This is a genomic window from Micromonospora polyrhachis (assembly GCF_014203835.1).
Lineage (GTDB): Bacteria > Actinomycetota > Actinomycetes > Mycobacteriales > Micromonosporaceae > Micromonospora_H > Micromonospora_H polyrhachis.
The window spans coordinates 5,763,102-5,777,631 of sequence record NZ_JACHJW010000001.1; the positions used below are offsets into that span (position 1 = coordinate 5,763,102).

Consider the following 14,530-nt stretch of genomic DNA (forward strand, 5'->3'; position numbering starts at 1 on the left):
TCGTGAACACCAAGTTCAGCCGATGGCTCCCGGCCATCACAGAGACTTCCGTTGTTCGTAGGACCGCCCTGGGTATCGCCGGACTGGCTGTTGCCGGTGGCACGATCGCCGGTACCGCTGTGGCCGCACAGACCGTTTCGACCGAGTCCAAGCCCGTCGTCGGTGTGGTGCAGGCTGACAAGCCGGCCATGGACAAGCTGATCCCGCACGGTGTGCAGGGTGAGCAGTCGCGGATCCCGTTGAACGGTGAACAGACCAGTAACGTCAAGGAGATCGTCAAGGCCACGAAGAAGGCTGGTATGGACGAGCGGGCCGCTGTGGTGGCTGTCGCGACGAGCCTGCAGGAGTCGAAGTTGGAGAACCTGGGTCATCTGGGTGACCGGAATGATCACGACTCGCAGGGTCTGTTCCAGCAGCGTCCGTCTTCGGGTTGGGGTTCGGTGGAGCAGATCACGGATCCGGAGTACTCGACGACGGCGTTCCTGAAGGGTCTGAAGCAGGTTGACGGTTGGCAGGAGATGCCGTTGACGCAGGCGGCGCAGAAGGTTCAGGTGTCGGCGTACCCGTTCCACTATGCGCAGTGGGAGACCCAGGCTGCTGACCTGGTCGCCGAGCACTGGAACAGCTGATACGGATAGGCATGACGGCGGTGGCCGGCCCCCGAAACCCATGGGGGCCGGCCACCGCCGCCTTGGTGTTAGGAAGGGCCCCAGCCGTGGCAGCCGGGCGGTGACAGGTCTTACTCGGTGCGCTCGGAAGAGTGCTCGCGCAGGATCGCGCGGGACCGCATCAGGGCGAAACCGAGCAGGTTGAGCCCGCGCCAGCGGGCGGGGTCAGCGGCTCGCTCGTCGTCGGCGGCGAGGCCGATGCCCCAGACCCGGTCCAGGGGACTGGCCTCGACCAGGACCCGTTCGCCGGTGGTCATCAGATATCGGTGCAGGTCGGCATGCTGACTGAACTTGGCGACGTTGCCCTCGACCACGATGTCGTACCGCACTTCCTCCCAGCGTCGCTGGTCGAAGTGGTGTACCTGTCGACCGAGTGCCTTGGCCCGCTGCGGATGAGAAGCGGCAAGAATTCGTTCGGCGGCCTCGTCGTCGCCGAACAGCTTCGCCTTGCGCCACATCATGTAGTGCTCGGCGGTGGGATAGATCCTGCCCTCGACGGTGAATGCCGCTGGCCACCATTGGCTCAGGCACCCCGACCCGACGCGGCCGTCGCGTTCGGGGCGGTGGCCCCAGAAGTAGAGGAACTTGATCCGTTCGCCCCGGGCAACACGGCGGGCATGACTCGCGGCGAGGGTGTCGGGGTTCGTGGGGAGGGTGTCGGGCGGAGAGGCAAGGGGATTGGGCGGAGCGGTCACGGTCGGCAGTATGAGTCGGCGGGTGATCGGTGCTCTACTTGTTATCCGGCGAACCCGTCGTACTATGCGTCGTCGCGGCCCTGCCAGGTGGTCACGCAAGCCTCGTTGCCCTCGAGGTCAGCGAGCACCCAGAATGCGGGAGCCTCGGACGCAGAAACGAGCCGACCACCGGCCGCCAGGGCGGCTTCGATCCGCCTAGGTGCTTCGTCGTGCGGGACGCAGATATCGAAGTGGATGCGGTTCCGCTGTGGGCGCGGCTGGTCCATCTGTTGGAACCAGATCGCGGGCCCCTGCCCGACAGGATCGACGATTGCATTTGTGGGACCGGCGGCTTCCGGCTCGTCCGTATAGCCCAGTACGGCTTTCCAGAACGGCCGGACCGCTGCGATGTCGAGTGCGTCGATGGCGAGCTCCACGAACTGCACTGACCGCAGTGCCGCCGTGCCGATTTCCGGCTGCGTCTGTAGTCCGATGTCGTTGATGGCGGCGGAGAGTCGATGGGCGAGGTCGATATCGCAATCCGTCAGCCTTGCCTGGTCAAGCGACTGCAAGGTAAGGACGACCCGGTCGGCCCGGAGGTCGATGCGTAGATGTCCGTCCGCGTCGGCGCCGCACGCCGCCACCGCCTGCGTCGCCACGTCCGTCGCTTGAGGCAGTGAACCGACAGGTACGGACGTACGCAGCGAGCCCAGCAGATAGCGCCAGCCCTGGTCACTAACCGCGTCCGAAGCCGCCTGCCGACTCAACGTCTGTTCCATGGCGGCATCCTCACATATGCCCCGGCGAAGGTGCCACCCCGTCGAAAAGCTGTCCAAGATGCACAGTGCGCCTGATGTCCGATTCTGGGTGTCTCGCGCGATGTCCGGTTTTGGTTGGCGAGGGTGACGCATTACCGCCTGGGGCATATCGCGCCATGATCACCAGGCTGGCGACGGGCTGACGCGGAATGTTGGCGGCCGGCGGGTGGTTGTATCTCGCGTACGGCTGAGTAGCGCGACCCCCGGGTGGGTGATCACCCCGGCTGGGTTGCGGGACCGTGGAATGTTGGCGGTCGGCCGGTCGTTACATCTTGTCTACGCCCCCGCCCCGGGACCTTGGGGTTGGGTGTGGCGTTCTGGTTCTTTCCCCCCTTTTCTTCAGGTGAGCGTGGCGCGTGTCTGCGCGTGTGTTCCCTGGCGTCTTCTGTCCCCCGGGAGGCGTTTCCTTTCCCCCGTATTGGAGCTTTGTCATGAACACGATTCTGCGTAAGAGTGTGCTTGCTGCTGCTGGTCTTGCTTTCACCGGTGGTGTGTTCGCGGGTCCGGCGCTGGCCGACCAGACTGTCACCGCGTCGCCGAAGTCGACTGGTGTCGCCGTGCAGGCTGACAAGCCGGCGAAGGACAAGCTGATCCCGCACGGTGTGCAGGGTGAGCAGTCGCGGATTCCGTTGAACGGTGAGCAGACCGGGAACGTCAAGGAGATCGTCAAGGCTACGAAGAAGGCTGGTATGGACGAGCGGGCTGCTGTGGTGGCTGTCGCGACGAGTCTGCAGGAGTCGAAGTTGGAGAACCTGGGTCATCTGGGTGACCGGAATGATCACGACTCGCAGGGGTTGTTCCAGCAGCGTCCGTCTTCGGGTTGGGGTTCGGTGGAGCAGATCACCGATCCGGAGTACTCGACGACGGCGTTCCTGAAGGGTCTGAAGCAGGTTGACGGTTGGCAGGAGATGCCGTTGACGCAGGCGGCGCAGAAGGTTCAGGTGTCGGCGTACCCGTTCCACTATGCGCAGTGGGAGACCCAGGCTGCTGACCTGGTCGCCGAGCACTGGAACAACAGCTGACGTACGGCTTACATATCGCGTGAACGGCCGGTGGCCGGCCCCCGAAACCCTGGGGACCGGCCACCGGCCGTTTGCTGTCCGTACGATCCGGCGGGCCACCAGAATCCTCGGAAACCGGCTCCGCCGACGGCGGTTGAACCAGTACCGGCCGATCCGCCCACAGTACGAGGTAGATCAGAGCTTGGTGGCGATCACCAAGTGGTCCGCGTCGGAGCGGGTCAGTAGATGCTGTTCGACATCGGTGAACCCGGCGGCGGCCAGCAGTTTGGCCAGGTCCTCGAAACGGTAGGCCCGACCGCCCTGGGTGTGGAACAAGTTGAGGCTGAATGCCCGGACGAACGAGTCGGCCACGCCCGGCGGGCGCTGCGGCACCTCCGCCAACGGTTCCAGCAGGACGACCCGGCCGCCTGGCCGTAGTGCGCCCGCCACCCGATCGAGTAGACCGGCCAGTTGCGGTTCGTCGTACCCGTGCACGATGTTGAAGAGCAGCACCAGGTCGTACCCGGGGTCGAGGTCTGCGGTGAGCAGGTCGCCGGGACGTAGCTCGACCCGGTCGTCGAGCTGGGCTTCGGCGACTGCGGCGGCCCCCTGGGTCAGCGCTCCCGGCAGGTCGACGACGGTGCCGCGCAAACCCGGGTACGCCTGGCAGAAGGCGACGGTGTAGCCAGCGTGCCCGCCACCCAGGTCCAACACCCGGCCGTCGGCGGGCGGAGCGGGCACCAGCGACACGATCTCCTCGGAGAGCCAGCCGGAGAGGCGACGGAGCATGGTCTGGAAGTCGGCGAGGGTGTCCGGCCGTTGCTCCAACCAGGCGTAGAAGTCGCCGGTCGGGCCACCCTGCCGGACCGAGGTCTCCAGGTCGCCCCAGAGCTCGGTGACGACCGTGCCCCAGAACGACAACACCGGTACGAAGCTGTCCGGCGCGGACCGCAGCAACCAGCGGGTGGTGTTGGCGCTGTTGGCGTAGTCGGTGCCGGATCGGGTCAGGTAGTTGAATCCGACCAGCGCGTCGGCCAGCAGCCGCAGGCCCAACTGGTCGGTGCCGGTCCGCTCGGCCAGGGTCGACACCGGCAACGGTCCGTCGGCCAGCGCCTCGAAGACGCCGAGCCGTAGCCCGGCGACGACGGTACGGAACGACAGCGCGTTCAGCATGTCGAGGTGCGCCGCTGGGGCCTGGTCGGTGTCGATGAACGGGCGTGCTTCGTCGGGCGACAACGGCACCGGCATGACCACTTCTCCTCTGTGGGATGACTACTGGCAGGACAGCGAGGGCCTTGGTTCAGCCGCGTACCGGCTCGGCTGACTCGGTGGACTCGTCTGCTCCGGCTGCTCCGGCTGACTCGCCCTTTGTGGGTGCTGGCGTCGACGCGGGTAGTGCGTCCGGCAACCGGTCCACCTCGCGCAGCGGACGACGCGACCAGCCGAGGGCGACGATCAGCACCATCAGCGCGCCGGTCACGGCGAAGACCAGTGCGGTGCCGCGGCCCTCCCCGGTGCCGATGACCCGGCCCACGCTGTCCGCCAGCGCACCGTCGGTACGCATCAACGGCTCGAAGACCCCGTCGGCCAACGGTCCGGCCAGCAGATAGGCCAACGGGATGCTGGAGTCGCCGATCACCCGGGCAGCGGCCAGCACCCGACCCAGTACGGACGGCTCGGTCTTGGTCTGCACCAGCGTCATCGCAGAGCTGTTGACGACCGGGAGGGTGAACAGGAACAGTGATGCCACCACCCCGATCAGCCACGGCGACGGGGCCAGCGAGTGCAGGACGAGCGCCACGCCGCCCAGCGCCAGCCCACCGAAGATGGCGTGGACCTTCCGGGCCGGACCGCCCCAGGCACCCATCACCAGGCTGCCGACGAAGAGTCCGGCGCCACCGGCGAACATCAACACACCGAGGGTGTCTGCCGAGGCGAAGGACAGGATCAACGGCTGCACCAGCACCCCGGCGATGCCGAACAGGAAGTTGTACGCCCCGAAGAGCACCATCAGGTGGAACAGTCCACGGTGCTGCCGCAGGTAGTGCCAACCGGCAGCGGCCTCCCGTAGTACCGGTTGCCGATCCCGGGCACCGGCCGGTCGGGTGACCTCGGCGGGGAGCCGGACCAGCAGCAGCGTCAACGACGCGACGCTGAACGTGACCAGGTCGACCACCATCACCCCGCCGATGCCGATGGTGACCACCAGCGTCCCGGCGAGCAGCGGCGCGGCGATCTGCACCGCCCTGGAGACCTGCATCAGGCCGTTGAACCGGGCGAGGTGCTGTTTGCCGACCAGGGCGGGGGTCATCGCCTGGTAACTCACCTGGTGCACCGTCGAGCAGGCCGCGCTCAGCGCGGTGGCCAGGTAGATGTGCCAGACCGCCAGGTTGTCGGCGGCCACCAGCAGGGCCAGGGTGGCGGTGCCGATGGCGGCGCCGAGGTCGCTGAGCAGCATCAGCCGACGCCGGTCCCAGCGGTCGGCCAGCACCCCGGCGAACGGGGCGATCAGCACCACCGGCAGCGTGTTCGCCAGGAAGATCAGCGAGAACTGGGTGACCGAGCCGGTCTTCTGGTAGACCCAGACGCCGAGCACGAAGCCGGTCAGGCTGGAGCCGATCAGGGAGACCAGCTGACCGAGCCAGACGGTGATCAGCAGTTTGGCGCGTACCCGCTCGGTCATTGGTCCTCCCGGGATGCGTCGTTGGTGCTGGCCGTGCTCGGGGCCGGCGGATCGAGGAAGGTCCCGGCCGGCGAATGGGGAAGAGGCGGGGCGAGGAAACCGGTGCGGACGTACCAGTCCAGGTAGGCGTGGATCAGCGCGGCGTCCGCCGGTGGGCAGACGATGCCCGCCGGTGCCAGCGCCATCTCGGTCGCGGAGCAGTCGAAGTACGGCTGGGTACGCTCCGGCACCCCGGTCCCGAAGAGCGGGGTGAACGGGGCCAGTGCCACGTCCGGCCGGTCCAGCAGGGCGGCCCGCCACCGGTCGTACGGCAGCAGCGCCACCGGGTAGCCGTAGCCGGCCAGCGCCCCGGCCAGCTCGGGGAAGGAGATCGTGTGGTTGTTGTAGTAGTGGAAGTCCTGCCCCCAGCGGTCGGGCTGCCGGGACAGGTGGCCGATGCCGGCGGCAACGTAATCGACCGGGGCCAGGTCAGCGGGGTCGTCCCGGATCTCCGGGACCGCGCCAAGCTGCACGAAGGTCTTGAGTAGCCGGCTGAAGTAGTCGTCGGCGTTGCCGACCCCGGTGTTGGCGTGCCCGGTGATCCGGGCTGGCCGGTGGACGCTGACCGGCAGTCCACGGTCGCGGGCCGCCCGCACCAGCGCGTCCGAGGCCCACTTCGTCGCGTTGTAGCCGTCGCCGAGACCGGCGCAGTCGTCCGGCTGCTCGCTTTCGCGCACCACGCCGCCGCGCCGCTCCGGGGTGAGGAACACCCCGAGGGTGGAGACCAGATTCAGGGCTTTGGGCCGGCCCGCACCGGCCAGCCGCAGCACCTCCACCGTTCCGGAGACGTTGGCCGGCCGCAGCCGCTCGTACGGGTAGAGGAAGTTGACCAGCCCACCGTTGTGCAGCACGACGTCCACCCCGTCGGCCAGGGCGTCGAAGTCGTGGCGGCTCAGCCCTAACGTCGGCTCGCCGAGGTCGCCCGGTACGCCCACCAGCCGGTCGGCGTACTCGTCGCGCCACAGGCCGTACCGCCGCAGGTTGTCCCGCACCCGGTCGAGGGCTGCGTTTGACGTACCGGCCCGGACCAGGCAGTGCAGCGTGGCGCTGCTGTGCCCCAACCAGTCGGCGAGCAGGTGCGCACCGAGGAAACCGGTGGCCCCGGTGATCAATACTGCCTCGGCGGCTCGGGCCGGTGACTGGGCCGACAGGTTGGCGCAGACGTCGTCGGGCAGTTGGGCGTCGGCGCGTACCACCGACAGCGGGGTCCGGTCGGTCCGGACCGGTTTCGTGGCTGCCGCGTCGACCAGGGCGGCCATGCCGGCCAGGTCGGCGGTCTCGAAGAGGGCCCGCAGCGGCAGGTCGACGCCGAGCGTGGCGGTGATCCGGGCGGCCAGCGGCCCGGCGAGCAGCGAGTGGCCACCGAGGTCGAAGAAGTTGTCCCGACGGCCGACCGGCGGCCGCTCAGGATGACCGGCCCCGGCAGCATTGCCGCGCAGCAGGTCCGCCCAGATGCCGGCGAGCTTCCGTTCGGTCTCCGTGGCCGGTGGCTGGTACTCCGCCGCGCCGTCCTGCGGCGGCGGCAGGGCCGCCTGGTCGAGTTTGCCGTGCGAGTTGAGCGGCAACTCCGGCAGGATGGCGAAGCCGGTCGGCACCAGGTATTCGGGTAGTCGCTGACGCAGCCCGGCCTTCAGCGTCGCCGGGCTGGGCGGCTGCTCGCCAGCGGGCACCACGTACGCGACCAGCCGGGGTCCCTGCCCGTCGTCGCGTACGACCACCGCCGCCCGGGCCACTCCCGGCTGGGCGGCGCAGGCCGCCTCCACCTCGCCCACCTCGATCCGGTGTCCCCGGATCTTCACCTGCCGGTCGGTGCGGCCGAGGAAGTCCAGCGTCCCGTCCGGCCGGTGGCGAGCCAGATCCCCGGTGCGGTAGAGCCGGCCGCCCGCTGTCCCGAACGGGTCGGGCACGAACCGGTCTGCGGTCAGGCCGGGGGAGTTCAGGTAGCCCCGAGCGGGGGCGGTGCCGCCGATGTAGACCTCACCGGTGACCCCCACCGGCACCGGCCGCAGCGCCGCGTCGAGCAGGTGCACCCGGACGTTGGGCACCGGCCGGCCGATGGGCAGGTGGCTCAGACCGGGCAGCTCAGTGGCGTCGGTGGTGGCATGGGTGGTGGCGCAGACCGTCGCCTCGGTGGGTCCGTAGTGGTTGTGCACGCGTACCCGGCCGCCGGTGGCGCGGGCCCAATCACGTACCGCCGCTGTGGGCGCGGCCTCGCCGCCGATCATCATCACCCGCAGCGGGGTCTCCGGCTGCGGCGGCGCGTCGGCCAGGTCGGCGACCCACCGGATCCACAGTGCGGCGGGCGCGTCCACCAGGGTGATCCGCTGTTCGGCGCAGAACTCCAGCAGACCCGGCCCGGTCAGTTCGGCCGGATGCCGGTGCACCACCAGGACAGCCCCGCTGACCAGCGCCGGGAAGATGTCACCGACCGAGGCGTCGAAGCTGAGTGGAGGCAGCATCAGCAGCCGATCGCCGGCCCGGATGTCGTGCAGTTCGGCGAAGGCCAGGGCGAGGTTGGCCGCCGTCCGGTGGCTGACCATCACGCCCTTCGGCGTGCCGGTCGACCCCGAGGTGTAGATGACGTACGCCAACTGGTCCGGGTGCCCGGCCGGGGTCGGCGTGGACGCCGACTCTGCCGCCGGCATCCCACTCGGGTCGACCACGATCAGGGTGCCGGGGCAGCCGGTGAACCGGTCGACGTCCGCCGGGCCGACCAGGGTCACCGGGGCAGCCGCCTCGGTGAGCAGGCCGAACAGCCGGGCGGTCGGGTGGCTCGGGTCCAGCGGCAGGTACGCCCCGCCGGCCTTGAGTACCGCGAGGATTCCGGTGATCGCCGCCGTGCCGGCCGGCAGGGCGAGTCCGACCGGCACGTCCGGCCCCACCCCGGCGGCACGCAGCCGGTGGGCCAGCTGGTCGGACCGGCGATCCAGTTCGCCGTACGACATCACGTCGTCCCCGTCGATCACGGCGGGCACGTCGGGTGCGGCGGCGGCCCGAGCCCGGACCAGCTCGTGCAGCGTTCCGGCCGGATAGTCCCGGTCGGTGGCGTTCCAGCGGGCCAGTTCGTCTCGCCCGGCGACACCGATCAGGTCCACTTCGGAGAGCCGGCGGTCGGGCTCAGTGGCGAGGGCGCGCAACATCAGCCGGAACCGGTCGACGAACCGTTCGATGGTGGTGGCGTCGAACAGGTCGGTGTTGTAGTCGACCATGACGGTCAGGCGGGGCGAGGTCTCGTAGACGACCAGGGTCAGGTCCAACCGGGAGGTGTCCCGGGTGAGGGTCACCGGCCGCACCGAAAGGCCCGTCAGTTCCCGTTTCGCGCCCGCCGGGTTGACCACACACATGACCTGGAAGAGCGGGTTGCGGCTCGGGTCACGGGGTAGGTCGGCCTGCTGCACCACCTGGTCCAGCGGAAGGTCGACGTTCTCCAGCGAGTCGAGGCAGGCCGCCTTCACCTGGTCCAGCGCCTCGGCGAGGGTGGGATCACCGGAGAGGTCGGTACGTAGCGCCAGGCTGTTCACCATCAGTCCGACCACCGACTGGAGTTCCGGGCCGGAGCGGGTGGAGACCGGCGAGCCGACGCAGATGTCGTCCTGACCGGTCCAGCGGGCGAGCACCAGCTGCACCGCAGCCAGGGTGATCATGAAACGGGTGCACCGGGTACGCCGGGCGAGGTCGTCGAGGGCGGTGGTCAACTCGACGTCGATCGAGAAGTGGGCGGTGGCACCGGCGAACGTCTGGACCGGCGGGCGCGGCCGGTCGGTGGGCAGGTCGAGGAGACCGGAGACCCCGGCGAGCCGCTCGGACCAGAACCGGCGCTGCCGCTCGGCGGCGCCGGCGTCGAACTTCTCCCGGTGCCAGAGCACGTAGTCGGGGTACTGCACGGTCGGCGGGGCAGGAGCCGGACCACCGACGACGATCCGCTGGTGTTCGGCGAGGATCTCGTCCAGGACGATCCCCATCGACCGTTCGTCACTGATGATGTGGTGCAGACTCAGCGCGAGCAGGTGCTCGTCGGCGGCGAGGCGGACCAGCAGCACCCGTAGCAGCGGCCCGTCGGCCAGGTCGAAGCCGGTCTCGGCCATTGTCCGAAGCAGCGCGGCAACTCGCTCCTCCCGATCCGCAGCCCGCTGCTCCCGGTCCGGGTCCAGCTCCTCCCGGTCCGGGTTTGGGACTACGTCGACGAGGTCCACGAAGGTGACACTGACCCGGCCAGCCGGATCATTTTCGGGGAGCACCACCTGCTCGGGGTGCCCGTCCCGGGCACTGAACGTCGTACGCAACGCCTCGTGCCGAGCCACCACCGTGTCCACCGCCGACTGGAGCGCGGCCCGGTCGACGGTGCCGTGCAGACGTACCGGGATCGCCACCACGTACGCCGGGTTGCCCGGGTCGAGCCGGTCGAGGAACCACATCCCCTCCTGCAGCGGGGACAGCGGAATCCGGCTACCCACCGCGCGCCGGGGGATGGGATTGGCCGGACTCGCGGCGGCCACCCCTCGGCGGGCGAGCAGTTGGCGGATCAACCGCTCCCGCTCGGCGGCGTCCACCTCGATCGAGCCCGTCACAGTCGCGTTCCTTCCATTGTCGCCCCCACCTACTCGCCCAGCAGCGCGCGGAGCTGCTCGGTCGACATACCGGCCAGCTCCTGCCGCAGCTCGGCGACGCTTGCCAGATGGCCGGGGGTGGGTTCCCGGGCGGTCAGCGTCTCGGCCATGGCGGCGATGGTCGGTGCCTCGAACAGCACCCGGATCGGCAGGTTCATCTCGAACGCGGCACCGATCCGGCTCAACGCCTGCGCGGCCAACAGCGAATGCCCGCCCAACCGGAAGAAGTCGTCGTGTACGCCGACCTCCGGCAGGTGGAGGACCTCCTGCCAGACCTCCGCCAGCACGTGCTCCACCGCGGTGCGCGGGGCGATCCGTTCGGCGGCGACCCCGTCCCGCCAGTCCGGTTCCGGCAGCGCCCCCCGATCGGTCTTGCCGTTGGCATTGACCGGCAGCGCCGGCAAACTGACCAGCGTCGCGGGCACCATGTAGCCGGGCAGTCGGGTGGCCAGCCACGGGCGGAGCACCGCCCACAGGTCGTCCTTACCGGCGGCCTCGGGCGCGGGCACCACGTACGCCACCAGCCGGGCGTCCCCGGAGCCGGCCGTCCAGGTGCCGACCACCGCGTCGGCGACCAGCGCGTGGGCGCGCAGTTGTTCCTCGATCTCGCCCAGCTCGATGCGGAAGCCGCGCACCTTGACCTGGTGGTCGGTACGGCCGAGGAACTCCAGCCGTCCGTCGGCGCGCTGCCGGGCCAGATCGCCGGTGGCGTAGAGCCGAGCACCGGGCCGACCGGTGAACGGGTCCGGCACGAACCGGGAGGCGGTCAGCCCCGGCCGGCCGTGATAACCGCGTACGACGCCGGTACCGCCGATGTGCACCTCGCCGACCACGCCGACCGGCACCGGCTGGCCGGCCCGGTCCAGCACGTACAGTTCGGTGTTGGCGATCGGCGTACCCAGGTCGATCGGGGCCGGCGCGGGCGGCACCGCAGCCGCCGCCGACCACACCGTCGTCTCGGTCGGGCCGTAGCAGTTCCACAGCGTCGCGCCGTCGGCGATCAGCGCGTCGGCCAGGTCCCGGGGTAGCGCCTCACCGCCGCAGAGACGGGTCCGCAGACCGACCGGCACCCCGCCGGCGGCCAGCAGCAGCCGCCAGGTGGCCGGGGTGGCCTGCATCGCGGTGATCCCGTCGTCGTGCAGCCGCTGGCGCAGCAACGTACCGTCCCCGACCTCGTCACCGGCCACGATGATCAGCGGTGTGCCACTGACCAGCGGCACCAACAGCTCCAGTACGGAGATGTCGAAGGAGAGCGTGGTGACCGCCGCGAACCGGTCCTCGGGGGTCAGCCCGAGATCGTCGTGGAACGAGGCGACCAGGTTGACCACGGACCGGTGCGGTACGGCCACGCCCTTCGGACGGCCGGTCGACCCGGAGGTGTAGATCAGATAGGCCAGCGAGTCGGGGTGGACGGGCGTCGGCACGGCGTCGGCCGGGGCGGTGACCAGCGCCTCCGCGTCGTCGTCCAGGCAGACCACGACCGGTACGGCGGTCAGCAGGTCACCGAGTCGTTCCCGGACCGCCCGCTGGGTCACCAGCACCCGGGTGCCGGAGTCGGCCAGCATGTAGCGCAGCCGTTCCTCGGGCAGGGCCGGGTCCAGCGGCAGGTAGCCGGCCCCGGCCCACCAGGTGCCGAGCACGCCGACCAGCAGGCCGACGCCCCGGTCCAGGCACAGGGCGACCGGGGTGTCCGGCCGAACGCCCCGGGCCCGCAGCAGGTGCCCCAGCTGGGCGGCCTGACCGGTCAGGGTGGCCAGGTCGACTGCCCCGTCCGGCCCGGTGACGGCCGCCGAAGCTGACTCCGTCGGGAGCAGTTCCAGCACCGAGGAGACCGGAGGCAGGCTGCGGGCCGTGGCGTTCCAGTCCACCACCGACCGCCAGCGTTCCACCCCGGCCAGCAGGGGGATCTCCGCCACCGGCCGGTCCGGGTCGGCGGTGCCCGCGTCCAGCAGGGCGGTCAGGTGCCGGCCCAGCCGGGCGATGCTCTTCGCGTCGAAGAGAGCGGTGTCGTACTCCACCGCCAGGCACACCCCGCCGGTCGGGGTCACCTCGCCCACCAGGGACAGGTCGAACTTGGCGGTACCGCTGTCCACCCGCAGCGAGGTGAGCGTGGTGCCGGCCAGTTCCAAGTCCCCGCCGGGGGCGTTCTGGAGGATCAGCTGGGTCTGGAACACCGGGGCGTGGCCCAGGCTGCGCTCCGGTTGTAGCTCCTCGACCAGCTTCTCGAACGGCACGTCGCCGTTGGCCAGCCCACCGAGCGCCGCCTCGCGTACCCGGCCGACCAGGTCCCGGAAGGTGGGCAGGCCGGTCAGCGACACCCGCAGCGCCAGGGTGTTGACGAAGAAGCCGATCAGCGGCTCCAGGTCGGCGTGGTTGCGGCCGGCGACCGGGGTGCCCACCACCACGTCGTCCTGGCCGCTGTAGCGCGACAGCAGGGCGGTGAAGCCGGCCAGCAGGGTCATGAACAGGGTGACCCCGGTGTCCTGGTTGAACTGCTGGACCCGGCGAGCCAGCGAGGCGGGCAGGTCGAAGTAGTGCACCGCGCCCTGGTAGGACGCGACGGCTGGCCGGGGCCGGTCGGTCGGCAGGGTGAGCAGGGCTGGTGCACCCCGTAGCTGGTCGAGCCAGTGGTCCAGTTGCGCCCGGAGCGCGTCGCCGGCTAGCCGTTCCCGCTGCCAGAGCGCATAGTCGGCGTACTGCGCCGGCAGGGCGGGCAGCTCCGGGTCGCGCCCTTCGAGCAGGGCGGCGTACGCGGTGTTCAGCTCCCGGAACAGCACGCCCAGCGACCAGGCGTCGGAGATGATGTGGTGCAGGCAGAGCGACAGGTAGTGGTCGTCGTCGGCGACCCGGACCACCCGGGCCCGGAACAGCGGGCCGGTGGCGAGGTCGAACGGTTCTCGGGCCACCTGCCACATCAACCGGGTCGCTTCGTCCGCCCGGCCCTCGGCCGGAGTCGCGGTCAGGTAGGTGACCGGTAGCGTGACGTCGACGGTGGGCCGGACGACCTGGACCGGTTCACCTCCGGAGTCCGCGAAGGTGGTACGCAACGCACCGTGCCGGGACACGATCAGGGAGAGGGCGGCCCGGAGGGCGTCGAGGTCCAGCGGTCCCCGGAGCCGGAAGGCGACCGGAATGTTGTAGACCGGGTCCCCGGGCTGGAACCGGTCCAGGAACCACAGCCGCTGCTGTCCGAAGGAGACCGGGTAGGTCCGGGGCGTGTTGGCTCGTTCGGTGAGCATCCGGGCCAGCAGCGCCCGCTTGTCGGTCGCCGGGCGGGCCGGATCGACATTGGGTCCGGGCGGGGCGAGTTCGGTCATGACGCTCCCTGGGGGGCGATCCGGGATGCCGGGGCCGGGGTGGGCAGGGCGAGGCCGAACTGTCGTGCGGCGGCGTCGACCTGGCTGCGCAGGATGGTCGGGATGTTGGCGCCGAACAGCCGCAGATAGGTGGCGACGGAGTCGGCGTCGTCGGCCAGGAACGGGAAGTCCGACGAGACCATGTGCCGCACCGCCAGCAGCGGCACCGGACTGTGCAACGGCCGGAAGTCGGCGTTCCACAACCCGCCCTTGTCGGGCGGCCCGTCGTGGAACTCGCCGAGCATCAGCCCCTCGGCCACGTACTGCGGCTTCAGCCGGGCCTGGGTGGCGTCCACGATGTCGTTGGCGGTCCCGGCCGGCAGGTCCGGCAGGGTGAGCAGGATGGTCTTGAACTGAGCCGCCGGGCCGGCGACCGGCGGCAGCTCGCGGAACCAGTCACGGTAGACCAGCAGCAGCGCGTCCAGAGTGTCCGGTTCGACCGTGGCACCACGATGTACGGCGAGCAGGAAGGTGTGCCGGTCCAGGGACCCCTGTGCGTACGGGCAGACCGGCCCCTTACGGCCCAGCTCGACGTGGGGGCGGCACAGGTATTCCCGGGCCCAGCGGAACACCGAGCGCAGCGGGTCGGCCATGTCGGCCAGCCACGGGGCGACCGGTTCGGTGGCCAGGTCGTCCTCTTCCACGAGCTGGTAGGCCGGGTTCTTCGGATGGGTCAGCATCTGC

8 protein-coding genes and 1 pseudogene are annotated in these 14,530 nt (G+C 70.2%); 2 read left to right on the top strand and 7 right to left on the bottom strand.

Going from position 1 to position 14,530, the window contains the following annotated elements:
• The first annotated feature begins 2 nt into the window (after window positions 1–2).
• A complete protein-coding gene (locus FHR38_RS25540; protein WP_446685678.1) occupies window positions 3–629 on the top strand; it encodes a hypothetical protein in 627 nt (208 codons plus the stop codon).
• A 110-nt stretch (window positions 630–739) separates the two neighbouring features.
• Here FHR38_RS25540 and ybiA read toward each other — a convergent pair whose 3' ends face one another.
• Both ybiA and FHR38_RS25550 read right to left on the bottom strand, forming a co-directional pair.
• On the bottom strand, window positions 740–1,363 hold the full coding sequence (ybiA, locus tag FHR38_RS25545; protein WP_184537039.1) for a riboflavin biosynthesis intermediates N-glycosidase: 624 nt from the start codon (window positions 1,361–1,363) through the stop codon (window positions 740–742).
• 62 nt (window positions 1,364–1,425) lie between these two features.
• Entirely contained in the window at window positions 1,426–2,121 is a 696-nt protein-coding gene (locus tag FHR38_RS25550; RefSeq protein WP_184537040.1) for a 4a-hydroxytetrahydrobiopterin dehydratase family protein, read from the bottom strand.
• A gap of 470 nt (window positions 2,122–2,591) precedes the next feature.
• On the opposite strand from FHR38_RS25550, the gene FHR38_RS25555 reads away from it, so the two are divergent.
• Window positions 2,592–3,182: a hypothetical protein gene (locus FHR38_RS25555; protein WP_184537041.1), complete on the top strand. Its 591-nt coding sequence runs from the start codon at window positions 2,592–2,594 to the stop codon at window positions 3,180–3,182.
• 174 nt (window positions 3,183–3,356) lie between these two features.
• Here the strand turns inward: FHR38_RS25555 and FHR38_RS25560 are convergent, their stop codons facing one another.
• The 5 genes and pseudogenes from FHR38_RS25560 to FHR38_RS25580 all read right to left on the bottom strand — a co-directional run bounded on the left by FHR38_RS25560 (window position 3,357) and on the right by FHR38_RS25580 (window position 14,526).
• Window positions 3,357–4,409, bottom strand: coding sequence for a methyltransferase (locus FHR38_RS25560; protein WP_184537042.1), 1,053 nt, complete (start codon window positions 4,407–4,409; stop codon window positions 3,357–3,359).
• 52 nt (window positions 4,410–4,461) lie between these two features.
• Window positions 4,462–5,844: an MFS transporter gene (locus FHR38_RS25565; protein ID WP_184537043.1), complete on the bottom strand. Its 1,383-nt coding sequence runs from the start codon at window positions 5,842–5,844 to the stop codon at window positions 4,462–4,464.
• An 83-nt stretch (window positions 5,845–5,927) separates the two neighbouring features.
• Window positions 5,928–10,439: pseudogene (locus tag FHR38_RS25570) on the bottom strand (non-ribosomal peptide synthetase); the annotation flags it as partial.
• A gap of 41 nt (window positions 10,440–10,480) precedes the next feature.
• Window positions 10,481–13,807 (bottom strand): non-ribosomal peptide synthetase, encoded by a 3,327-nt coding sequence (locus FHR38_RS25575; RefSeq protein WP_184537044.1) that lies wholly within the window; start codon window positions 13,805–13,807, stop codon window positions 10,481–10,483.
• Window positions 13,804–14,526, bottom strand: coding sequence for a DUF6875 domain-containing protein (locus FHR38_RS25580; protein ID WP_184537045.1), 723 nt, complete (start codon window positions 14,524–14,526; stop codon window positions 13,804–13,806). The genes FHR38_RS25575 and FHR38_RS25580 overlap by 4 nt, the downstream gene beginning before the upstream one ends.
• Between the last annotated feature and the right edge of the window lie 4 nt (window positions 14,527–14,530).

What these genes read in the sequence shown, in the direction of transcription:
- FHR38_RS25550 (WP_184537040.1), bottom strand. Translation starts at nt 2,121, where the DNA reads ATGGAACAGACGTTGAGTCGGCAGGCGGCTTCGGACGCGGTTAGTGAC.
- FHR38_RS25555 (WP_184537041.1), top strand. Translation starts at nt 2,592, where the DNA reads ATGAACACGATTCTGCGTAAGAGTGTGCTTGCTGCTGCTGGTCTTGCT.
- FHR38_RS25560 (WP_184537042.1), bottom strand. Translation starts at nt 4,409, where the DNA reads ATGCCGGTGCCGTTGTCGCCCGACGAAGCACGCCCGTTCATCGACACC.
- FHR38_RS25565 (WP_184537043.1), bottom strand. Translation starts at nt 5,844, where the DNA reads ATGACCGAGCGGGTACGCGCCAAACTGCTGATCACCGTCTGGCTCGGT.
- FHR38_RS25575 (WP_184537044.1), bottom strand. Translation starts at nt 13,807, where the DNA reads ATGACCGAACTCGCCCCGCCCGGACCCAATGTCGATCCGGCCCGCCCG.
- FHR38_RS25580 (WP_184537045.1), bottom strand. Translation starts at nt 14,526, where the DNA reads ATGCTGACCCATCCGAAGAACCCGGCCTACCAGCTCGTGGAAGAGGAC.